The sequence below is a fragment of the Streptomyces sp. GMY02 genome (genome assembly GCF_019056675.1).
GTDB classification, from domain to species: Bacteria; Actinomycetota; Actinomycetes; order Streptomycetales; family Streptomycetaceae; genus Streptomyces; species Streptomyces odonnellii.
In genome coordinates this window covers 5,000,650-5,022,698 of the sequence record NZ_CP077658.1, presented here as the reverse complement: position 1 = coordinate 5,022,698, position 22,049 = coordinate 5,000,650, and the positions used below count along the sequence as shown (strand labels likewise).

Here is a 22,049-nt window from a genome sequence, read left to right as displayed (position 1 = left end):
CATATCTGCTGGGGGACTGTCCGGATCAACTGCCCGCGGACCCGCTGAGGGACCGGTTGACGGACCCGCTGAGGAACCCGCTGACGGACCGGCTCAGGGACACCGGGAAGTACGGACACACTGGGAAAGGGGGAACACGAGGGGCGGCTCATGAGGCGGGCTCCGTGAGGGGGCGGTCCATCGGTACGTCGGCGGTCACCGTGACCGCCGAAGGGTCCAGGTCCGTGGGCGAGGGCATCACGCTGCCGGGAAGTTGCACCGCTGCCGCGCCGTGCGCCACCGCCGATGCCAGGGCGTCCGGGCCCTCGCCGCCCGCCGTCAGAAAGCCGGCCAGCGAGGCGTCACCGGCACCGACATTGCTGCGTACGGCGGTGACGGCCGCGGAGCCGAAGTATGTCCCCGCGTCCGAGACCAGGAGCTGGCCGTCGGCGCCGAGGCTGGCGAGGACGGCCCTGGCACCGTACGTACGGAGTTCCTCCGCCGCCTTGAGAGCGTCGCCGACCGTGGCAAGGGGGCGGCCGACGGCCTGGGCCAGTTCTTCGGCGTTCGGTTTGACGACATCAGGCCGCTCCCGGAGTGCCGCCAGGAGCGAGGGTCCGGAGGTGTCCAGGGCGATCCTGGCGCCGGCGAGGTGTGCGCGGGCGACCAGTTCGGCGTACCACTCGGGCGCGAGCCCGCGCGGAAGGCTGCCGCAGCAGGCGATCCAGGCGGCGGCGCCGGCGTGCGTACGGATCGTGGAGAGCAGGGACTGCGACTCGACAGGGGTGAGTTCGGGACCCGGCGCGTTGATCTTGGTGAGGGTGCCGTCGGGTTCGGCGAGCGCGATATTGGAGCGGGTCGCGCCCGCGACCGGCACGGGGGCGACCTCGATGCCCTGTCCGGCGAGCAGTTCGGCGACGAGCGCGCCGGGCGCGCCGCCCAGCGGCAGTACGGCGACGGTGCGCCGGCCGGCCGCGGCGACGGCCCGCGAGACATTGACGCCTTTGCCGCCGGGGTCCATGCGTTCGGCCGTGGCGCGCAGGACTTCGCCGCGGTCGAGAGCGGGGACCTCGTACGTACGGTCCAGGCTCGGGTTCGGTGTGACGGTGAGAATCAACGGCCCGCCCGCACCCGCCGCCCGACGCTGCCCCTGCCCTTGTCCATGGCCCTGCCCCTGTTCGACCGCCGCCCGGCTCTGCCTCTGGCTCTCCCTTTGCCCCTGGCCCTGTGCGCCCGCCGCGCGTCCCTGCCCACGCTCCCCCCGGCGCCTCGCTTCCCCATCCCCGTACACCCGGGCCGCCCCACGCACCCCAGCCTCCCCGGACACACTGGCCTCCCCGCTCGCCCCAGCCTCCTCCGACACCCCAGCCCCCTACACGCTCAGGACTTCGGTGCCCGTGGCCTCGATCGCCGCGGTGTCCGGGGCGCCGAGTCCGCTGTCGGTGATGAGCAGATCGACATCAGCGAGGGTGCCGAAGCGCGCGAAGTGTTCCTGGCCGTGCTTGGCGGAGTCGGCGAGCAGCACCACCCGCCGGGCGGCGCCGACGAGCGCGCGCTTGACGGCCGCCTCGGCGAGGTCGGGGGTGGTGAGCCCGCCGTCGGGCGAGAAGCCGTTGGTGCCGAGGAAGACCACATCGGCGCGGATCTCCCCGTACGCCCGCAGGGCCCAGGCGTCGACGGCCGCGCGGGTACGGTGCCGGACCCGGCCGCCGACGAGGTGGAGGTCGATCCCCGGATGGTCGGCGAGGCGGGCGGCGACGGGCAGCGCGTGGGTGACGACGGTGAGCCCGCAGTCCAGCGGAAGGGCCGCCGCGAGCCGGGCCACGGTCGAGCCCGCGTCGAGGATCACACTGCCGTCCCGCGGCAGTTCGGCGAGCGCCGCGCGGGCGATACGGTCCTTCTCGTCGGCCGCTGTGGACTCGCGCTCGGCGAGGTCGGGTTCGAAGTCGAGCCGCCCGGCCGGGATGGCGCCGCCGTGCACCCGCCGTACCAGTCCGGCGCGGTCGAGAGCCTTGAGATCACGCCGTACGGTCTCGGCGGTCACCTGGAACTCCTCGGCGAGCGCGAGGACATCGACCCGCCCGACCTCGCGGGCCAGGCGCAGGATCTCCTGCTGGCGCTCCGGTGCGTACATATGACTTTACGTCCGTTCCATGCCCGAACCTGTGGTTTCGGCGACACGCTACGCCCGGATTTCCAGAAAGTAAACAGATCCGGGCACGGAACGGACACACTCAGACTGCATGCGCGCGACTCATACGGCGCGCACCGCTCCCACCCTCACAAGGCCGCCCCCGCGCCCTCCGCCGACCCCGCACTCTCCGCCGCCCCGGCGCCTTCAACCTCCCCCGCGTCCTCCGCACGCTCCCGCGCCCGGGCCGGCAGCGCGAACATCACCGCGAAGATGACCGCGAGCACCGCCATCACCCACCACAGCGCGTGCTGGAACCCGTCCGCGAAGGCAGCGCCCGGCCCGCCGGGACCGCCGGCCGCGACCCGTTCGTCGACCACCCCGAAGAACACCACCGACACCAGGCCGAGCCCCAGTGCGTTGCCCATCTGCTGCGTGGTGTTGATGAGTCCGGACGCCGAACCCGAGTGCTCGCGCGGCACCCCCGACAGCACCGCGTCCGTCAGCGGCGCCACGATCAGCCCCATGCCGAGGCCCATCACCGTCAGCGGCAGCGCCATCTGCCAGGAGTGGATCTCCAGCCCGTACCGCCCGGCCTCCCAGATGTAGAGCAGAAGCCCCGCGATCATCGTCAGCGCCCCGGCCTGAAGTACGGCACGCCCGAAGCGCGGCACCAGCTTCTGTACGGAGAGGCCCGCCGCCACCGACACCGCGATCGAGAACGGCACACCGGTCAGCCCGGCCCGCAGCGGACTCCAGCCGAGTCCGATCTGCATATAGAGCGTCCAGACCAGGAAGAAGATGCCCAGGGCGACACCGAAGGTGAGCTGTACGGCAATGCCCGCGGCGAAGCTCTTCACCTTGAACAGCGACAGCTCGACGAGCGGCGAACCGTCCTTGCGCGTCTTCCGCCTCTCGTACGCCACAAAGCCCGCCAGCACGACCAGGCTGGCGGCCATGCACAGATGCCCCCACAGCGGCCAGCCCAGCTCACGCCCTCGCGTGAGCGGATAGATCAGCATCAGCAGGGCGGTGGTCACCAGCACCACACCGATCAGGTCCAGCTTGAGCGCCTTGGGGGCCCTGGACTCGGTGATGAACCTCCGGCCGAGCAGCACACCCGCGATCCCCACCGGCAGATTGATCAGGAAGATCGGCCGCCATGCCAGGCCGAAGAGATCCCACTGGGTGAGCAGCGCGCCGAGCAGCGGGCCCGAGACCGCGCCGAGGCCGACGACCGCACCGAACATCCCGAACACCTTGCCGCGTTCCTCCGCGGGAAAGGTGACATGGATGATCGCCAGCACCTGCGGCACCATCATCGCCGCCATCGCGCCCTGGAGCAGCCGGGAGCCGACCAGCATCTCGGGGCTCGCGGCGAAACCGCAGAGTGCGGAGGCGATCGTAAAGCCGGTGATTCCGATCAGGAACAGCCGCTTACGGCCATGGATGTCACCGAGCCGACCGCCCGTGATCAGTCCGGCGGCAAAGGCCAGCGCGTATCCCGCGGTGATCCACTGGATCGCCCCGAACGAGGCCCCCAGGTCCCGTTCCATGCTCGGGATCGCGATATTGACGATGGTGACATCGACCAGGTCCATGAACGCCGCCGTCATCACGACGGCCAGCGCCAGCCACCGCCGCCGGTCGACGGACCCGGGCGCGGGCTCGGGCTCGGCGGCAGAGCCGTCGGCCCCACCCGCATCAGTCCCTGCACTGGGCCCCGCGTCAGCCCCAGAAGCAGCCCCGGCGACAACCCCGGCCGCCCCAGCAGCCGTATCTCTTACAGCCGTATCCACTACGGCGGGCGAAGTACTCATGCTCCGCACGCTAGAAGTGATCTAGGCCGGTTCATGTCCTAGATAACCCGCACCATGGATCCCATGACCGATACCCCCGCTCGGCTCCTCACCCTGCTCTCCCTCCTCCAGACCCCCCGCGAGTGGCCGGGCAGCGAGCTGGCCGAGCGTCTCGGCGTCAGCCCGCGCACCATCCGCCGCGACATCGACCGGCTGCGCGACCTCGGCTACCCCGTCGAAGCCACCAAGGGCGCCATCGGCGGCTACCGCCTGGTCGCCGGTACGGCCATGCCCCCGCTGCTCCTCGACGACGAGGAGGCCGTCGCCATCGCCGTCGGGCTGCGGGCCGGCGCGGGCCATGCGATCGAGGGCGTCGACGAGGCTTCCGTACGCGCCCTCGCCAAGCTGGAGCAGGTGCTGCCGTCCCGGTTGCGCCACCGGGTCTCCACTCTCCAGGCCGCGACGATCCCGCTGACCCGGGGCGACGGCGCGACCGTCGACCCCCGCACGCTGACCGTGATCGCCGCCGCCGTCACGGGCCACGAGAGACTGCGTTTCGGCTACCGCTCCGGGGACGGTACGGAGACAAAGCGGCAGGTCGAGCCGTACCGTCTCGTCTCCACCGACCGGCGCTGGTATCTGGTGGCGTACGACCTGGGGCGCGAGGACTGGCGTACGTTCCGGATCGACCGGGTCGACGAGCCGTTCGCCACCGGCGCCCGGTTCAGCCCACGGGAGGTGCCGACCGGGGACGCGAGGCAGTTTCTGAGCCGGTCGATCTACCGCAGGCAGCCGCTCACGGAGGTGGATGTGAGCTTCGCGGCGCCCGTGGAAGCCGTACGGGCACGGCTCCCCGCCTATCTCGGCACGCCCGAGCCGACCGGCCCGGACTCCTGCCGGCTGCGTACGACCACCAGCGACTCGCCGGAGTGGCTGGCGCTGCGACTCGCGCTGGTGGACTGCGAGTTCACCGTGCGTCAGCCGGCGCGTCTGACGGATCATCTCCGGGAGCTGGGCGCCCGCCTCATCCGCGCCACCGCCGTCAGCACGACGGACGAGCGGAAAACCACGGACCCGGAGAAGAGGTGAGCCCCGGCACCTGGGGGGGTTGGTGCCGGGGCTCGTCTATGGGGGCCGCTGAATCGGCCGGTGCGTACGAAGAGACAGTACGAGTAAGGCCGACCCTACGGCTACTGGACGGCGACGTCACGCCGCCGCGTCGAAAAGTCCTCACGCAGCCGCGTCAAAACCTGTATCGCGTGCCATCCTCTTCAGCTCCAGCAGAGCGTGCTTCTCGATCTGCCGGATCCGCTCACGCGTCAGACCGTGCTGCTTACCGACCTCCGTCAGCGTACGCTCCCGCCCGTCCTCGATGCCGTACCGCATCTTGATGATCGAGGCCGTGCGCTGGTCGAGCTTGCCTATCAGGTCCTCCAGCTCCTCACTGCGCAGCAGCGTCAGCACCGACTGCTCGGGCGACACGGCGGAGGTGTCCTCCAGCAGATCGCCGAACTGGGTGTCGCCGTCGTCGTCCACCGACATGTTCAGACTGACCGGGTCACGGGCCCAGTCCAGCACGTCGTTGACCCGCGCCGGGTTGGTGCCCAGCTCGGCGGCGACTTCCTCGGGCTCGGGATCCCGTCCGTTCTCCCGGTTGAACTCCCGCTGCACACGGCGGATCCTGCCCAGCTCCTCCACGAGATGGACCGGCAGCCGGATCGTGCGCGACTGGTCCGCTATGGAGCGGGTGATGGCCTGGCGGATCCACCAGGTGGCGTACGTGGAGAACTTGAAGCCCTTCGCGTAGTCGAACTTCTCGACCGCGCGCACCAGGCCCGCGTTCCCCTCCTGGATCAGGTCCAGCAGCGGCAGGCCACTGCGCGGATAGCGGCGCGCCACGGCCACCACCAGGCGGAGGTTCGACCGTATGAAGATGTCCTTCGCGCGCTCGCCCGCGGCGGCCAGCGCCTCCAGCTCCTCGCGCGAAGCGCCACCCGCCTCGCTCTCCACCTCTCCGTCGAGGATCTGCCGGGCGTAGACTCCGGCCTCGATGGTCTGGGACAGCTCGACTTCCTTTGCGGCGTCGAGCAGCGGCGTACGCGCGATCTCGTCGAGGTACATGCCGACCAGGTCGCGGTCGGCGATCTCCCCGCCTCCAGCGCGAACACTGCTTGCCGCGTTCGTCCCGCCGGCGGCGGTACGACGGGCGACGGCACGGGTTGCCATGCGAGCTCCCTTACTGAACTGAGTAGGTCGCGACACCCTCACGGGTGCCCTGCATCCGAAGGAAACAACGACTGGAATCCGGACAGAATTCCCATGGCGTACATCTGTTTTCTGATCATGCAGTACCCTGCGCCGCCGACCGGGGTGGACAGAAGCCCCAGAGGGGGACAGAACCCCAGGTCAGGGCCGGGGTAATGACCTTCCCGGGCACCCTGTGGCCGCATCTTCCGCCTCCCCCGAAGTAACCTCGCTCTCATCTTCAAGACGGCCCCTGCTCGGCAATGGTTGCTCGGGCGGCGGACGGCCGCCGGGGCCGCCAGGGCGGCGTCCGACCGCGGACGACCGGACGGCCGGCCGCCGGGGCTGCGCCGCCACCGACCCGACGCCGCGCCGCCGTCTCAGCCGAACTGCACCGAGCGCTTCGCCAGCCCCATCCAGAACCCGTCGATGACGCTCCTGCCGCTGTCCAGCTCGCCCTCCGAGGCGCCGAGGGTCACGAACAGCGGGGCGAAGTGTTCCGTGCGCGGATGGGCGTACCGCCCCGCCGGGGCCTTGTTCTCGAAGTCGAGCAGGGCGTCGACGTCCCCGGCCAGCAGCGCCCGCATCCCCCAGTCGTCGAACTCCGCCGACCAGCCCGGCACCCCTCCTCCCGCGTGCCGCAGCGCCGCCAGATTGTGGGTGAAGAAACCGCTGCCGACGATCAGCACGCCCTCGTCCCGCAGCGGCGCCAGCCTGCGCCCGGTCTCCAGCAGCTTCCGGGGGTCGAGCGTGGGCATGGAGACCTGGAGTACGGGGATGTCGGCGGCCGGGAACATCTCCACCAGCGGCACATACGCCCCGTGGTCGAGCCCCCGGTCCGGCGAATCGACGACGGACGTACCGGCCCCGCGCAGCAACTTCCTGACGGAGTCCGCGAGTTCGGGCGCGCCGGGGGCGGCGTACTGTACCTGGTAGTAGTGCTCGGGGAAGCCCCAGAAGTCGTAGACCAAGGGGACCGTCTCGACGGCGCCGAGCGCGAGCGGGGCCTCTTCCCAGTGCGCGGAGACCACCAGGATCGCCTTCGGGCGCGGCAGCGCCGCGGCCCAGGCGGCCAGTTCGGCCGGCCAGACCGGATCGTCGGCGAGCGGCGGGGCGCCATGGGAGAGATAGAGGGCGGGCATGCGCTCCGCGACGGCGTTCATGGCGACTCCCGGGGTTGTCGGCTGCGACTCAGGCTCGGACTCGGGCTCGGACCCCGGCCGGGGCCGGACTGCCCGTCGAGCCACCGGTCCACCGGGCACCGCAACCAGGCACCGCCGTCGGGCACCGGCCACCGGACCGGCCCACCGGCCGCCGGGACAATCGACCACCGGCCGCCCGACAACCGACTACCCGGCCACCAAGCCGCCAAGCCACCGCCCGTCGAGGCAATCCGTTTGAAGCCTCAAGCACTCATTTCATACAACCCTATCCAGCCCTAGTTTAACTTTCAAGAATGAGTACAGTGGATTACATGACCACGGCATCCACCGGCAATGACGCCGGTACCGGCGGGGAGCCGCGCTGGCTCAGCGACGAGGAACAGCGCGTCTGGCAGGCCTATCTCCAGGCGACGACGCTGCTGGAGGACCATCTCGACCGCCAGTTGCAGCGCGACGCGGGGATGCCGCACATCTATTACGCGCTGCTCGTGCATCTCGCACGGGCGCCCCGGCGCCGGATGCGGATGACCCAGCTCGCCAAGGACGCCAAGATCACCCGATCGCGGCTCTCGCACGCGATCGCCAGGCTGGAGCAGCACGGCTGGGTCCAGCGCGAGGACTGCCCGTCCGACAAGCGCGGGCAGAACGCCTTCCTCACCGACCTGGGCAACGAGGTGCTGAAACAGTCCGCGCCGGGGCATGTCGCCGCCGTACGCCAGGCGATCTTCGACCGGCTCAGCCCCGAGCAGGTGAAGCACCTCGGGGAGATCATGCAGGTGATGGCCGAGGGGTTGCAGCCGGAGGGTACGGGCGCGGATCTGCCCTGGCGCCGCTGAGCCGCGGGAACACCAGGGCAGATCATCCGTTCTTCGGTTGTCCGGCACGATGGCCGGCCGGCGGTGATCGCCGGATGCGGGTGATCGCCGGATGCGACTGCCGGGTCGTACGGCAACACGACCACCAGGCCGTACGACCACGTCAGCGCATCCTCAGCGCATCACACCCGTCAGCGCTCACGCGCGTCAGCGCATGACTACCGTCAACGCATCACGCGCGTCAGTGCATCGTGGGCGTCAACGCGTCACACCCGTCAGCGCACCGCGGTCAGCGCGGTCAACGCATTCAGTGCATCGCGATCGGCATCTTCGTCGCGTCCTCCAGGCCCTCCGCGCCCTCGCCGCCCGAGGCCGCCGGCGAGCTGCCGGGACGCCCGGTGTTGATGGCCGTCACCGCGATCACGGCGGCGACCGCCAGGATCCCGACCGCCCACCAGATGGCGCTGGAGTAGCCCTCGACCATGCCCCGCAGCTCCAGGAGCTGCGGGTTGCCGCCGGCCGTGGCGTGCGAGGTGATGTACGAGGTCGTCGCCGAGGCCGCGATCGTGTTCAGCAGCGCCGTACCGATCGCGCCGCCCACCTGCTGCGAGGTGTTCACCATCGCCGAGGCCACGCCCGCGTCCCGCGGCTCGATGCCGTAGGTGGCGAGCGACATGGCCGGCATGAACGCCGTACCCATGCCCAGACCCAGCAGAAGCTGCGCGGGCAGGATCAGACCGACGTACGACGAACCGATTTCGAGCTGCGTCAGCAGCAGCATGCCGAGCGCCGCGACCAGGAAGCCGGGGCCCATCAGCAGCCGCGGCGCCACGCGGGTCATCAGCCGCGCGCCGATCTGCGTCGATCCGGTGATCATGCCCGCGATCATCGGCAGGAAGGCGAAGCCGGTGTTCATCGCCGAGTAGCCCTTGACGACCTGGAGGTAGTACGTCAGGAACAGGAACAGGCCGAACATCGCGATGATCGCGAGGCCCAGCGAGGAGTAGACACCGCCGCGGTTGCGGTCGGCCACCACGCGCAGGGGCAGCAGCGGGTGCGCGACCCTCGACTCGACGACGACGAACGCCAGCAGGAGCACGGCAGAGGCGACGAAGAGCGAGATGGTCATGGTGTCGGACCAGCCGTCGGACTCGGCGCGGGTGAAGCCGTACACCAGCGAGACCAGGCCCAGCGTGGAGAGCACAACACCGGCGAGGTCCAGCGGGGAGCGGTTGCGGCCGCCCTCGGGCTCGCGGATCACGAAGTACGCGCCGAGCGCGGCGACGATCGCGAACGGGATGTTGACGAAGAAGGTCCAGCGCCAGTCCAGGTACTCGGTGAGGACACCGCCGAGGATCAGACCGACCGCGCCACCGCCACCCGCGATCGCGCCGTAGATACCGAACGCCTTCGCCCGTTCCTTGGCGTCGGTGAACAGCACCGCGAGCAGCGAGAGCGCGGCGGGCGCGAGCAGCGCGCCGAAGGCGCCCTGGAGCGCGCGGGCACCGAAGAGCATCGCCTCGCCGTTGGCGGCGCCGCCGATGGCGGACGCGGTGGCGAAGCCGAGCAGACCGATGACGAAGACGCGCTTACGTCCCCACAGGTCGGCGAGGCGCCCGCCGAACAGCAGCAGCCCTCCGAAGGCGAGGGCGTAGGCGGTGATGACCCACTGCTTGTTGCCGTCCGATATGCCCAGGTCCCGCTGGGCGGAGGGCAGCGCGATGTTCACGATGGTCGCGTCGAGCACGACCATGAGCTGCGCGAGGGCGATGAAGGTCAGAGCTTTCCAGCGGGTGGGCTCGACATGTGGCACCGAGGAGTGCCGCGCGGCCGGGGCCGCGGCCGGGTGTTGTTCGGATCCGGCCGGTTCGGCCGAGGACGCTGATTTTGACATGGAGATATCCACCTAAGGGTGCAGAAAGGCGAAAAGGTCGGTAAGTACAGGCGACGCTGCCCGACTTACGAGGTCATGGAGTCACCGGGACCACCAGGTGACCGGATGGTGTACGGAAGAACCGAAGGTCGTACGGGTACAGGGTCCGACGGGCACGGGTCCGACGGGCACGGGTCCCGTACGGGCCGACGGAGCGACGGCACGGTGGAACCGCGGTACGACGACGGGTACGCGGCAGCCGCAACCCGGGCCGACCGCGCGAGCCGAGCGACCGCGCGAGCCGTACGGTCCGTCCGGGACGAGCGGTCCGCCCCGGTGGGCAGTCCGCGTGGTCCGTACGAACGGTCCCTACGGTCCGTGTGGTCCGCGATCCGGTGGTCCGGGTCCGCGGTCCGGTGGTCCGTGTGATCCGTACGTGATGCGCAGCCCCCCGGTATCGGTTCCTGCGCTCGGCCGCCGGTCTGGGATTCCGGCGCCGGAGTTCATGGTTCAGGGCGCGTCACGGAGCGGCGCGGCGCAGATCCTCCAGGGTCGCGGCCGAGCCGGGCAGTTCGGACCGGATGGGCGCCTCCAGCCCGTCGAGGAAGAGCTGGAGATGCCGGTGGATGAACCGGTCCATGGTCAGGCAGCCGGTGCCGGGCAACGGGCGGGTGAGCTGGGACAGCGCGACCATCAGATCGCCGACGGCGACATCCGTACGCAGCCGTCCCGCTTTCCGCGCCCGCTCCATCAGCCCTTCGATGGCCCCTTCGAGGCGCTCACGTCCGGCGTACAGATCGGGATGGTCTCTGTCGAACGCGTTCGACAGCAGGGGGCAGAGCGCCCCGATCCGCTCGTCCGCCGCGATGTGCACGAATCGGCGCAGCGCGTGGAACGGGTCGGACTCCTCGGTGGCGATCCTCTCCGCGTGGTCCGTGGCACGGGCCATCACAAAGAGCACGACGTCGTGGATGAGGGCGTTCCGGTCGGGGAAGTGGCGGTAGAGCGTGGCATTGCCGATTCCGGCGCGGCGGGCGATCTCGTCGAGCGGGGCCTCGGGCCCGTACTCCACGAACAGCTCGCGTGCCGCGACGACGATCCGCTCCCGGTTGCGCAGAGCGTCCGCGCGCGGCCGTGTCGTACGGCGCGCTTCGGGTGCGGCGGCGGTGACGGCGGTCACGTCTTGCCCTTCCCTCGGTTTTCGGTCCGTCCCCGTTTCGGGGACCGGAGGTGTTCAGTCGGACGTAGATGCAAACGGGGAAGCGGTCCCCGGTTATTTCAGGGAACCCATGTGACCTGAGTCACAAACCCCAGGTATGCGCGCCGAAGCTCCTCGACACGCCGAAATTACCCACGATCGGCCGCACCCAGCGCGCGCCGACACGCCGAACGGCGGAGGGTGATCGAACGGAGGGCAGTCAGGACGGCCGACTGCCGCGGACCCGAAGGCGACCGCATGAAGCAGACGCGTCGGATACGCAGAACCGGCGGCAGTGCCGGAAACACGGGCCACGGCGGTACGAGTGGCGACGGTACGAGTGGCGACACCGGTGGCGAGAGCACCACCCCAGGGGTTACGGAAGCAGGGGTTCCGGAAACCACGAGCGGCGGCGAGAGCGGCGACAGCAGCGCGAGCGCAGCGCCCCGCAGGACCCACGAGACCCACCGAACCCACGAGATCCGCCAGACCTACCAGACCGACGAAACCCGCCAGACCCGCCAGACCCACGAGAGCTGCCAGGCCCACCAGGCCCACCAGCCCCGCCAGAACCGCCGGACCCGTCGCGGATTCCAGAAGCGCCATGGACACCGCGGAGGCTCCCATCGGTTCGGCACCCTCGCCGGCCTCACCGCTCTCACCCTCGCCGTCCTCACCACCGCCAGCGACACGCTCCCCGGCCCCACCCGCGCCTCCGCGGGCTCCCTGGCCGCGGGCAGGGACGCTTCCCTCGCCCCCTGCCGTATCGCCGCCACCACGACCGTACAGATGTCGGAAGGGCTGCCCACCCCGCCCGGCTACTCGCCCTCCACCGGCACGGTCCGCGCGCTCAACCTCATGATCGACTTCCCGGACGCACAGGGCCCCGGCAAGGCGCTCGACCGGCTCGCCGAGTTCTTCCCGAAGACCTCGCAGTGGTTCAGAACCAGCTCGTACGGACGGCTCGACTACAAGGCCGAAGCTCCGCTGACGGACTGGCTGCGGATGCCGCTGACGTTCGCGGCGTACGGGATAGAGCGCGGCGCGCCGTACGAACCCGGCTACCGGCGGCTCGTCGAGGACATCGTGGCCGCCGCCGACGCCCGGGTGGACTTCGCGGCGTACGACCTGGTCAACGTCCTGGTCACGCCCAATGCCGGGCCCTCGGCGCTGGACACCGTGTTGTCCGTCACCTTCTCCGGCAACCCGGACGCGCCCGAGGCCGACGGCACGCCCCTCGCCAACACGTCCTTCGTCTACAGCCGCCAGGACGACGGTTCGGGCTCGTACGCGGAGACCGGTTACCGCGTGCTGCCGCACGAGAACGGCCATGTCTTCGGCCTCCCCGACCTCTACACCATGGACGGCGGCAGCTCGGTCGGGCACTGGGACATCATGTCCGAGGACTGGGGCGCCAACAACGATCTGCTGGGCTGGCACAAGTGGAAGCTCGGCTGGCTCGACGACGAGCAGATCCGCTGCGCGTCGATGTCCGGGGTCAGTGAATATCTGCTGGAGCCGCTGGCCAGGACGGGCGGCCCGAAGGTGACCTTCGTACCGGTCTCCAAGGAGTCCGGTTACGCGGTGGAGGTACGGACCAGGGCGGGCAACGACGAGGCGGTCTGCGAGCCCGGCGTCCTGATCTACCGCGTGGACTCCACGGTCGACACCGGGCACGGCCCGATAGCGGTCTCGGACAGCCGCAGGAACAGCGGCGGCTGCACGCGGCGGCCCAATGTGCACGCGGAACTGTCGGACGCGCTGTACAAACCGGGCGAGACCTTCGTGGACGCCGACCACGACATCCGGATCACGGTGATGGCGAAGGAGCCGGGCGGCAACTTCAGGGTGCGGGTGTCACGGCCGTGAGCAGTGCGGGTCCTACGACTCCGAACCGGCTTCTGACTCCGAACCGGCTTCTGGCTCCGAACCGGCTTCTGGTTCCGATCCGGCTTCGAGGACCTCTTTGAGGACCTCGGCGCGCAGCTCGCGCTTGAGGAGCTTGCCGGACGCGTTGCGGGGCAGCGGCTCCTCCCGTACGAGCACATGGGCCGGGACCTTGAAGGCGGCCAGCCGGGCGGCGACATGCGCCCGCAGCTCGTCAGCAGCGGTCGCGGCGCCGGGACGCACCCGTACCACCGCCGCGACCTCCTCGCCCAGCTCCGGGTGCGGGATCCCGAGCACGGCGGCGTCGAGGACATCGGGATGGTCGTGGAGTACGCCCTCGACCTCCACGCAGGACACGTTCTCGCCGCCCCTGACGATCAGCTCCTTGATCCGGTCCACGACCGTGACCCGTCCGTCCTGCACCGTCGCGAGGTCACCGGTCCTGAACCAGCCGTCCGGGGTGAAGGCCTCCACGGTCGCGGCCTCGTCACGCCAGTAGCCCCGTACGAGCGACTGCCCGCGCAGCCACAGCTCGCCGCTCCGCCCGTCCGGTACGGGCTCGCCCCGCGGCCCGGCGATCCGTACCTCCGTGGCGGGCGTCGGCCGGCCCGCGGTACCCGGGAAACGCCGGTACTCCTCGCCGAAGGCGGCCAGCACTCCGCCGCAGGTCTCCGTCAGGCCGTAGCCGTTGCGGGGCTCGACGCGCTCGCCGCAGCGGGCGGTGAGGCGGGTGAGCAACGCGGGCGGCGGGGCGGCGCCGCCCGTGCTGAGGAGGGTGAGCGTCTCCAGCGGGTCGTCGCCGTCGCTCGTGGTGGCCGCCGCGTCCAGAAGCTGGAGCGCGGTGGTGGGGACCCCGGCGAACTGCGTCACCGTGTGCTCACGGATCAGTCGCAGGGCCTCCCCCGCGTCCCACTTCCGCATCAGGACGAGCGTGCCGCCGACCGCCATGGCCGAGTAGAGGCAGGTGAACGCGGCGACATGGAAGAAGGGGTACGTCATGAGCGTGACCGGCGCGGGCCCCTGCCCGGGGATCCGCCCGCGCGCGAGGGCGGAGGCGGCGGCCTGGTAGCGCGGGTTCATGGCCGCGCCGGCCTGCGCGAGCTGGGTGGCGACGGCGCCCTTGGGACGGCCGGTCGTACCCGAGGTGTAGATGATGGTGGCGTCGTCCTCGGCCCGTACCTCGACATCGGGCGGGGCGGCGGCGGGATCGGGGGCGGGCAGGTCCTCGTACCGTTCAATCCGTTCGCCTGTCTCCCCCGGCTTGCCGTCTTCAAGGCGGAAGACGACCGTCCGTACCCCCTCGCGCCGCTCTGCCCAGCGCGCGACACGCAGCAGCCGCTCGCCGTCCACGAGCAGTACGCGCGGCGCGCAGTCGTCCAGGGCGTGGCCGAACTCGTCCTCGGTCCACCGGGCGTTGAGCGGTACGGCGACCAGCCCCGCCAACTGGGCCGCCCAGAAGGCGATCTGCCACTCCGGGTGATTGCGCATGGCGATGACGGCGCGGTCGCCGGGGCGCAGCCCGTACGAGTCGTGGAGATGGTTGGCGAGCGCGGTGGCGGCGGCGAAGAACCGGCTGTACGTGTACGTCCCGCCCTCCGCCACCAGGAACGGGCGGTCGCCGTAGGCCCAGGTCGCCTCGACGAACTCGCGCAGGGTGCGGGGCCCGTCGGCGTACATCGGCGAACCGTTCTCGGCCCGTACGACGGCGAAGGGCGCACCCGGCGCGGTGAGGATGTCCGACTGCTCGGGCTGCTCGGACACACGGCACCTTTCTCGGCGGACGCTCGGCGATCGCTCGGCGGTCGTCGCTCGGGGCGGTCGGGGGTTGGGTCGGTCGGGGGTTGGGTCGGTCGGGCGGTCGGCGGTGGTCTGGGCGGGAGGCTCGGACCTCGGGGTCGGCGGGCGGCGGTTCCTAGTGGTGCGGGCGGTCGCCGGTGGTCCGGGCGGGGGGTTCGGTCCTGGGGGTCGGCGGTCGGGGCGGTTGGCAGTCGGCGGTCGGCAGTCGCTGATGGTCCGAGCGAGGGGCCGGCTCGGTCCTGGGGGTCGGCGGCGACGCTATGCGGATGCCGCCGGACCCGTCAACCAGCGATCTTGCTCTCCCCAGCCGGCTTCAACCGGCCTCAGCCCCTCAGCCGACCTCCGTACCGCAAGTGATGTTGAGCGCGGTCGCGGTCATGGACCGGGCGCGGTCGGAGGCGGCGAAGGCGGCCACGTTCGCGACGTCCTCCCGGGTGGCGGCCCGCTTCAGCAGGGTGCGTCGCACGGTGTCCTCGACGATGGCCTGACCGCCCTCCATGTCCTCGGGGATCGTGTCCACGATGCCCGCGGTCTGGAGGGTGAGCGCGCGGATTCCGTACTGCCCCAGCTCGGCGGCGAGCTGCCTGCGCAACGCCTCGACCGCCTGGAAGGCGACCTGCAGCCCGCCCAGGCTGTAGCCGGGATGCGGATCGCCGTAACCCCCGAACATGAGGATCACGCCCGACCGCCGCGGGATCATATGGCGCGCCGCGGCGCGCGCGGTCAGGAAGTTGGTGCGCAGGGCGGTCTCGACGGGCTGGTGCAAGTCCGCGAACGACATCTCGGCGAGCGGGGTGCCCTGCACATCGTTGTGGGAGATCAGATTGAACGAGATGTCGATCCCCCCGGCCCGCGCGGCGACATCGTCCGCGTGCGCGTCCACGGCCTGTTCGTCGAGCGCGTCCACGACGGCGGACTCGATGACGCCGCTCTCGGCACCGATCTCAGCACCGATCTCGGACGCGACCCGCTCCAGCGGCGCGGGCGTCCTGGCAGCGATGAAGACCCGGGCACCTTCACGTACGAAGGTCCGGGCCACGGCACTGCCAATGGCGCCGCTGCCGCCATAGATGACGGCGGTCTTGTCCTTGAGCAGCATGTCGGCTCTCCTCCTTGTGGGGGACGTATCCGTTCCGAAGCGATGACTCCGCCCCACACAGAAACTCATCGCTTTCAAAGCCGAGGACTTCAAGACGCAGAGGCCACGGCCGACTCCGCCCCCCACCGCCCCTCCCGGATCGGCTACCCTGGTGCCGGGTCACACCCCAGCCTTCGCCTTCGTAGCTCAGGGGATAGAGCACCGCTCTCCTAAAGCGGGTGTCGCAGGTTCGAATCCTGCCGGGGGCACAGAGAAGCAGCAGCTCAGAGGCTCTGTCGTCCTGGCGGACGGCGGGGCCTCCGGTCTTGTGGCACCCATTGGTCCGCGCAGAGCACGGGGAGCGGCGACGACGACACTGTGGAGATGGGTGAGTTGAAGCACCACCGGCGTGCCGCTCGGGAGGTTGGGTGGCGTTTCGGCTGGACGACGACCGTCCGTCCCGTTCGGAGGCCGACTCCTCGTCATCGACGAGCGGGAGGCGTCCGACGAGGTCGAGCGGCTCGTTGATGACGCAGCAGTGCACGCAATGGACCGGGTCCGGTGGGATCATCGGTGAACCTGACTCCGCCGCCCGGTCCGGCCACCGTACTGGCCGAAACCGACTGGGCCGCTCTGGAGCATGCCCTCGGGACAGCGGAGGACACTCCCGCGCAGCTCGTCGCGCTCCTGGACGCCGATCAGCAGGTGCGATCACGGGCCCTGGACCATCTCCACCACGTGGTGCATCACCAGAACACCCTCTACGTCGCGACAGTCCCCGCCGCGCTCTACGTGGCCGCGATCCTCCTCGACCCACGCACCGCCCTGCCCGTCGACAAGAGGTCCGGGGATTTCCCCGGGCCCATGCGCGCCGAATTGCTGGGGTGGTTGGGCTCGGTGACCGATGCCGCCGGCGACCAGGCCGGGGCAGTGATGCGCCGCGTGGACGACTCCGACAACGCAGCGAGGTGCCGTGCCAGGCGTTCCGGGCCCGCGAAGATCCGCCGGACAGGGCCTAGTGTCCTGAGTCGCTAATTCGTCGGCAGTATGAGGCGAGGGATTCGAGGATCTGGTCGGCGGTCCTGGTCCAGATGAACGGCTTGGGGTCCTCGTTCCATGAGTCGATCCAGGTGCGGATGTCCTTCTCCAGTGCCTGGACCGACTTGTGGACGCCTCGCCGTATCCGCTTGTTCGTCAGCTCGGCGAACCATCGCTCGACGAGGTTCAGCCAGGACGAGCTGGTGGGCGTGAAGTGCATGTGGAACCGGGGACGGGCCAGCAGCCACTTCTTGACTGCCGCGGTCTTGTGGGTCGCGTAGTTGTCGCAGATCAGGTGGACCTGGAGCCCGGCAGGGACCTCTCTGTCGAGTTTGCCCAGGAACTTCTTGAACTCCTCGGCCCGGTGCCTGCGGTGGAGCGAACCGATCACCTTGCCGGTGGCCGCGTCGAACGCGGCGAACAGGGTGGTGGTGCCGGCGCGGACATAGTCGTGGGTCGCCCGCTCCGGCACCCCGGGCATCATCGGCAGCACCGGCTGAGACCGGTCCAGTGCCTGGATCTGCGACTTCTCGTCCACACACAGCACCAGCGCCCGCTCCGGCGGGTCGAGATACAGTCCCACCACGTCGTGGACCTTGTCGACGAAGAACGGGTCCGCGGACAGCTTGAACGTCTCGGAGCGGTGCGGCTGCAGCCCGAACGCCCGCCAGACCCGCGAAACGGTCGACTGGGAGAGTCCCGTCCTCTTCGCCATCGACCGCGTCGACCAGTGCGTGGCATCCTCCGGCCCCGACTCCAGAGTCCGCGCGATCAGATCGGCGACCTGCTCATCCCCCACCGTGCGGGGCCGGCCCGGACGGGGCTCGTCCGACAGCCCGTCCAGACGGTCCGCGAGGAACCGCCGACGCCACTTCGACACGGTGTCACGCGACACCCCGACCCGCTCCATCACCACACGCGTCGACACAGGGAAACCGTCCTCCCCGACCTCGTCACAGGCCAGGACCACACGAGCCCGCATCGCCATGTCCTGCGCGGACTTACGCCGCCGAACCCAACCCTCCAACACCGACCGCTCAGCATCAGTCAGATCCAACGGCACAAGCTTCGGTCCCGGACGCACCATGACCCAACCCTACGGAAATTTAAGACTCAGAACACTAGGTCGGGGTGGGTGTCTCCGTGAGGCCGATCGCGAACGTCTTCAGCAGGTGGTCCAGGCGCGGTGTGAAGTCCAGGGCGGCGTGGCCCCAGGCCGGTACCTGTTCGTACAGGGTCGCGAGGGTCGGGGTCGGGTGGGACACCTGCCAGAAGCCAGCGGCCAGCACAACCGCTACCGCCAGCAGGTTGACGATCTGCTCGGCCGACAGGACGCTCATGCGATCCAGTACGGCGGCCATCTCGTCGTGAGCGGCGAAGGCGTTGGTCTTGTACCGGCGGGCCCGTTCGAGGTCCACGTCGCCTTCGAAGTGCAACGGGACATGGGTCAGCAGGTCGCAGAACACCGGCAGTGAGACGAGGGTCCCGCTGACCACCGCGGCGGTGTCCGCGGGCCCGAGGCCGGTACGGTCGGCCGCCTCGGCCTTGATCGCGTCACGCCACTGGCCCCAGCCCCGCTCGGCCAGTTCCAGGAACAGCTCTTCCTTGCTGGCGTAATACCGCCGCACCCCGGTGCGGTGCAGGCCGGCCCGTTCGGTGACCGCGGCCAGGGTGACGTACCGGATGCCGCCGAGCTCCAGCGCGAGCGCCTCCGCCGCTTCCAGCAGAGCTTCGGCGCGACGTGCCTTGTCCTCGACCGATCGAGCCCTCTGACGCATGCCGTGAGCATAACGCGCACGCCATGGGCGTAACGCACCTCACGATGCGTTACTGCGGACCCCCGTGCTACGGTCGAATTAACGCATCACGACGTGCGTTATCGAGCAACGTACGTCTTCGAAGGGAGACCGCCATGCAGGCTGTTCAGGCCGGCCGGTTCGGTGAGCCGGATGTGCTCGCCCTCGCCGATCTGCCGGATCCCGCGCCCGGGCCCGGTCAGGTCGCGATCAACGTCACTCACGCCGCCGTCGGACTCATCGACGTCTACATCCGGCAGGGCCTGTTCCAGGGCCGCGAAGGGCTGCCGCAGCCGCCGTACGTTCCCGGTCTTGAGGTCGCGGGCACCGTGCGGGCGCTCGGTGACGGGGTCACCGGCTTCGCCATCGGTGAGAAGGTGGTCACGCTCTCCGGCGACGCCACGGGCGGATACGCCTCGGTGTACGTCGGCGACCAGTCGCGGGTCGTGTCGACGGAGGGCTACGACATCGATCCCGCCCTCGCCGTCGCCGTCGTCCCCAACGCGATCATGGCCCACGTCGCGCTCACCCGCGCCATCCAGATATCCGCGGGTGAGAGCGTTCTCGTCCATGGCGCACTGGGCGCGCTCGCGGCCGCCTTCCCCGGCGTCGCACGGCAGTTGGGCGCGTCACGGGTGGTCGGTACGGTCCGTACGGAGAGGATGGGCGCGGCGGCGGCCACCAAGCTGCCGTACGACAGGATCGTCGACTCCGCCGAGTTGCCCGACGCCCTCGGCGATGAGAAGTTCGATGTCATCGTCGACCCCGTGGGCGGCTCTGTCCGCACCCAGAGCCTGGACCTGCTCGCCCTGTCCGGCCGTCTGCTGCTGGTCGGCAATGCGAGCGGCGACTGGAACCACCGCATCGACGGCAATCAGATCTGGCAACGCAACATCGTTGTCGCCGGGTTCAACGCCGGCGCCTACCTGCCGGCGCACCCCGAGGCCATCCGGCCCGCGGCCGAGGCAGCGCTGAAAGCCGCCGCCGCCGGACTGGCCGACACCGAGATCGAGATCCTGTCGCTGGCGGACGCCGCATCCGCACACGAGCGGCTGGAGAACCACACGGCCAACGGCCGCCTCGTCCTCACCCCATGAGGCTGTACGGCGGTGCCGCTCGCGGAATGCCGGAGTTGCGCCGTACGCCGTCAGTCCCGTAGGTACGTCAGTACCGCCAGGACTCTGCGGTGGGACTCGTCCGTCGGCGGCAGGTTCAGTTTGGTGAAGATGCTTCCGATGTGCTTGCCCACCGCTGCTTCCGACACCACCAGTTCGCGGGCGATCGCGCCGTTTGATCTGCCCTCCGCGATCAGGGCCAGGACTTCGCGTTCGCGTGGCGTGAGGTGTTGCAGGGGGTCGCGGCGGTGGCGGAGGAGCTGGCGTACGACTTCGGGGTCGACGACCGTTCCGCCGTCGGCCACCTTGTGCAGGGCGTCCATGAACTCCTCGACCTGGCCCACCCGGTCCTTCAGCAGATAGCCGACGCCGGATCCGTCGCCGGAGTCGAGGAGTTCGGAGGCGTAGGTCCGCTGTACGTACTGGCTGAGGACCAGGACGGGCAGCGTGGGCCGCTGCTCGCGCAGGCGCACCGCCGCGTGCAGCCCCTCGTCCTGGAAGCCGGGCGGCATGCGTACGTCCGTCACCACGATGTCGGGTGCATGTGCCCCGGCCATGGCGACCAGCGCCTCCGTGTCGCCGACAGCCGCCACCACCTCGTGGCCGAAGCGGTCCAGCAGGCCGATGAGCCCTTCCCGCAGCAGCACGCTGTCCTCGGCGAGCACTACCCGGAGCGACCGGTCTGCTCGCGGTGCTCGCTGGGAACTCGGGGCTCCCTCAGAACGCGGGACTTGCTGGGCTCGCGGGACTTGCTGGGCTCGCGGGGCTCGCTCGGAACGCAAGGGAACTCCACACGCAGCACGGTTGGTCCGCCCGGCGGACTGGACAGGGAGAGTCTGCCATCCAGGACCGACACCCGGTCCGCGAGACCGGTGAGCCCGCTGCCTGTCGCGGTGTCGGCGCCGCCGCGGCCGTCGTCCCGTACCACCAGGAACAGCCGGCCGTCGCGGTGACGGCCGGTCACCTCCGCGCGGTTCGCACCGCTGTGCCTGGCTGTGTTGGCGAGCGCCTCGCAGACCACGAAGTACGCGGCGGACTCGACGGCTCGGGGCAGCCGGCCCGGTAGTTCGAGGCCGACGTCCACGGGCACCGGGGAACGGTCCGCGGCGTCGGCGATGGCCGCTTCCAGACCGTAGTCGGCGAGCACTTTGGGGTGGATGCCGTGGATCAGCTCGCGCAGCTCCGCGAGCGCCCTGCCCGCCTCGTCGTGGGCCTTGGCGAGCTGGTCGGCGAGCGACCCGGGCGGTACGTCGAGCCGGGCCAGGCCGAGGGTCATCGTCAGCGCCACCAGCCGCTGCTGCGCTCCGTCGTGCAGATCGCGTTCGATACGGCGCCGCTCGGCCTCGAAGGCGTCGACCAACCGGACCCGGGAACGGGCCAGTTCGATGACCCTGGCACCCAGATCCCCCTCGCGCGAGGCGATCAGAAGACGGGTCAGTCCGGCCCGCGCACCCGCGGCAACGCCGAGAACGTACGCGCACAGGCCCATGAGGACGAGCCCGAGCACGGCGGCACCGAAGGCCGCCGGCCAGGTGGTGACCGTCCACTGCTTGAGCACCTTGGCCTCGCGGCCGTCGCCGACCGTGGCCATCAGCAGCGGAGTGACGGCCATGGACAGGGGAGACAGCAATGCGACGGCGATCACGAGGGCGTCGACCGGCCAGAGCAGCCCGGCGAAGAGCAGGGTGAACCCGAGTTCGCGCCAGGTGGCCCGTTCCCGCAGACGGGTCGTCAGCCAGCCCCACAGCCCGTGCGCGGCCGGTGTCCGGTGCGGGTCGGACGCCGGGTCCAGGTCGATCAGGCGCAGCCTGCGCCGCTCCGCCCACGCCAGCGGGATTCCGCTGAGGGCTGTGGCGGCGAGCAGGGGCAGCCCCACCAGGACGAGGGCGAGGATCCCGCCGGCCGCCGCCGTGATCACGATCAGCAGCAGGGTCGCGGCGCCGGTCACCGCCCCGCTGACCAGGTACGCCACCGAGCGCCACGGCCACGACGACAGCAGGAAGCCGGGCCGGGACATGGCCTGCCACACGTTCCGGGGGTGCGGGGAGTGCGCGGGGAGTTCGGGGAGCTCGGTGTGCACGCGAAGTTCGGAGTGCGCAGGGAGCTCGGAGTGCGCGGGGTGCGCGGAGTGCCCGG

The 22,049-nt window shown here is 70.4% G+C and carries 18 protein-coding genes and 1 tRNA gene; 6 read left to right on the top strand and 13 right to left on the bottom strand.

Annotated features, from left to right (window positions below):
* Window positions 1-148 precede the first annotated feature (148 nt).
* The 3 genes from pfkB to KQY30_RS21265 all read right to left on the bottom strand — a co-directional run bounded on the left by pfkB (window position 149) and on the right by KQY30_RS21265 (window position 3,930).
* Window positions 149-1,096, bottom strand: a complete 948-nt coding sequence (gene pfkB / locus KQY30_RS21275; protein ID WP_217308205.1) for a 1-phosphofructokinase — start codon at window positions 1,094-1,096, stop codon at window positions 149-151.
* 255 nt (window positions 1,097-1,351) lie between these two features.
* Complete coding sequence (locus KQY30_RS21270; RefSeq protein WP_217308204.1) at window positions 1,352-2,113, bottom strand: DeoR/GlpR family DNA-binding transcription regulator; 762 nt, start codon at window positions 2,111-2,113, stop codon at window positions 1,352-1,354.
* A 146-nt stretch (window positions 2,114-2,259) separates the two neighbouring features.
* Window positions 2,260-3,930, bottom strand: coding sequence for an MFS transporter (locus KQY30_RS21265; protein ID WP_217308203.1), 1,671 nt, complete (start codon window positions 3,928-3,930; stop codon window positions 2,260-2,262).
* Window positions 3,931-3,993: 63 nt separating this feature from the next.
* Here KQY30_RS21265 and KQY30_RS21260 point away from each other — a divergent pair, with 63 nt between their 5' ends.
* A complete protein-coding gene (locus KQY30_RS21260) occupies window positions 3,994-4,998 on the top strand; it encodes a YafY family protein (RefSeq protein WP_217308202.1) in 1,005 nt (334 codons plus the stop codon).
* Between the two features lie 141 nt (window positions 4,999-5,139).
* Here the strand turns inward: KQY30_RS21260 and KQY30_RS21255 are convergent, their stop codons facing one another.
* Both KQY30_RS21255 and KQY30_RS21250 read right to left on the bottom strand, forming a co-directional pair.
* Window positions 5,140-6,135 (bottom strand): RNA polymerase sigma factor RpoD/SigA, encoded by a 996-nt coding sequence (locus KQY30_RS21255; RefSeq protein WP_217308201.1) that lies wholly within the window; start codon window positions 6,133-6,135, stop codon window positions 5,140-5,142.
* 398 nt (window positions 6,136-6,533) lie between these two features.
* Window positions 6,534-7,316, bottom strand: a complete 783-nt coding sequence (locus tag KQY30_RS21250; RefSeq protein WP_217308200.1) for a dioxygenase — start codon at window positions 7,314-7,316, stop codon at window positions 6,534-6,536.
* A gap of 311 nt (window positions 7,317-7,627) precedes the next feature.
* On the opposite strand from KQY30_RS21250, the gene KQY30_RS21245 reads away from it, so the two are divergent.
* On the top strand, window positions 7,628-8,152 hold the full coding sequence (locus tag KQY30_RS21245; RefSeq protein WP_217308199.1) for a MarR family winged helix-turn-helix transcriptional regulator: 525 nt from the start codon (window positions 7,628-7,630) through the stop codon (window positions 8,150-8,152).
* A gap of 286 nt (window positions 8,153-8,438) precedes the next feature.
* Here KQY30_RS21245 and KQY30_RS21240 read toward each other — a convergent pair whose 3' ends face one another.
* Together KQY30_RS21240 and KQY30_RS21235 are read right to left on the bottom strand one after the other, a co-directional pair.
* Window positions 8,439-10,025, bottom strand: a complete 1,587-nt coding sequence (locus KQY30_RS21240; RefSeq protein WP_217308198.1) for a DHA2 family efflux MFS transporter permease subunit — start codon at window positions 10,023-10,025, stop codon at window positions 8,439-8,441.
* Window positions 10,026-10,524: 499 nt separating this feature from the next.
* Window positions 10,525-11,184, bottom strand: coding sequence for a TetR/AcrR family transcriptional regulator (locus KQY30_RS21235; protein ID WP_217308197.1), 660 nt, complete (start codon window positions 11,182-11,184; stop codon window positions 10,525-10,527).
* Window positions 11,185-11,682: 498 nt separating this feature from the next.
* Between KQY30_RS21235 and KQY30_RS21230 the strand changes: the two genes are divergently transcribed.
* Window positions 11,683-13,071, top strand: coding sequence for a M6 family metalloprotease domain-containing protein (locus tag KQY30_RS21230; RefSeq protein ID WP_254407642.1), 1,389 nt, complete (start codon window positions 11,683-11,685; stop codon window positions 13,069-13,071).
* Between the two features lie 12 nt (window positions 13,072-13,083).
* On the opposite strand, the gene KQY30_RS21225 is transcribed toward KQY30_RS21230, so the two are convergent.
* Together KQY30_RS21225 and KQY30_RS21220 are read right to left on the bottom strand one after the other, a co-directional pair.
* Complete coding sequence (locus KQY30_RS21225; RefSeq protein WP_217308195.1) at window positions 13,084-14,850, bottom strand: class I adenylate-forming enzyme family protein; 1,767 nt, start codon at window positions 14,848-14,850, stop codon at window positions 13,084-13,086.
* 367 nt (window positions 14,851-15,217) lie between these two features.
* Window positions 15,218-15,985, bottom strand: a complete 768-nt coding sequence (locus KQY30_RS21220; protein ID WP_217308194.1) for an SDR family NAD(P)-dependent oxidoreductase — start codon at window positions 15,983-15,985, stop codon at window positions 15,218-15,220.
* Window positions 15,986-16,160: 175 nt separating this feature from the next.
* On the opposite strand from KQY30_RS21220, the gene KQY30_RS21215 reads away from it, so the two are divergent.
* A tRNA-Arg gene (locus KQY30_RS21215) sits at window positions 16,161-16,233 on the top strand.
* Between the two features lie 304 nt (window positions 16,234-16,537).
* Complete coding sequence (locus KQY30_RS21210) at window positions 16,538-16,999, top strand: hypothetical protein (protein ID WP_254407256.1); 462 nt, start codon at window positions 16,538-16,540, stop codon at window positions 16,997-16,999.
* Here KQY30_RS21210 and KQY30_RS21205 read toward each other — a convergent pair.
* Both KQY30_RS21205 and KQY30_RS21200 read right to left on the bottom strand, forming a co-directional pair.
* Window positions 16,980-18,089 carry an IS630 family transposase gene (locus tag KQY30_RS21205; RefSeq protein WP_217308193.1) on the bottom strand — a complete coding sequence of 370 codons (1,110 nt, stop codon included), beginning with the start codon at window positions 18,087-18,089 and terminating at the stop codon, window positions 16,980-16,982. The two genes, KQY30_RS21210 and KQY30_RS21205, sit on opposite strands and share 20 nt — an antisense overlap.
* Window positions 18,090-18,123: 34 nt before the next feature.
* The gene (locus tag KQY30_RS21200) at window positions 18,124-18,780 is read right to left on the bottom strand and encodes a TetR family transcriptional regulator (protein ID WP_217308192.1); all 657 of its coding nucleotides are present in this window, start codon (window positions 18,778-18,780) and stop codon (window positions 18,124-18,126) included.
* A 134-nt stretch (window positions 18,781-18,914) separates the two neighbouring features.
* Here KQY30_RS21200 and KQY30_RS21195 point away from each other — a divergent pair, with 134 nt between their 5' ends.
* A complete protein-coding gene (locus KQY30_RS21195; protein ID WP_217308191.1) occupies window positions 18,915-19,895 on the top strand; it encodes a zinc-binding dehydrogenase in 981 nt (326 codons plus the stop codon).
* A gap of 50 nt (window positions 19,896-19,945) precedes the next feature.
* On the opposite strand, the gene KQY30_RS21190 is transcribed toward KQY30_RS21195, so the two are convergent.
* Together KQY30_RS21190 and KQY30_RS21185 are read right to left on the bottom strand one after the other, a co-directional pair.
* Window positions 19,946-20,578 (bottom strand): response regulator transcription factor, encoded by a 633-nt coding sequence (locus tag KQY30_RS21190; RefSeq protein WP_217308190.1) that lies wholly within the window; start codon window positions 20,576-20,578, stop codon window positions 19,946-19,948.
* Window positions 20,578-21,930, bottom strand: coding sequence for a sensor histidine kinase (locus KQY30_RS21185; protein WP_217311212.1), 1,353 nt, complete (start codon window positions 21,928-21,930; stop codon window positions 20,578-20,580). Before KQY30_RS21185 ends, KQY30_RS21190 begins: the two co-directional genes overlap by 1 nt.
* Window positions 21,931-22,049 lie beyond the last annotated feature (119 nt).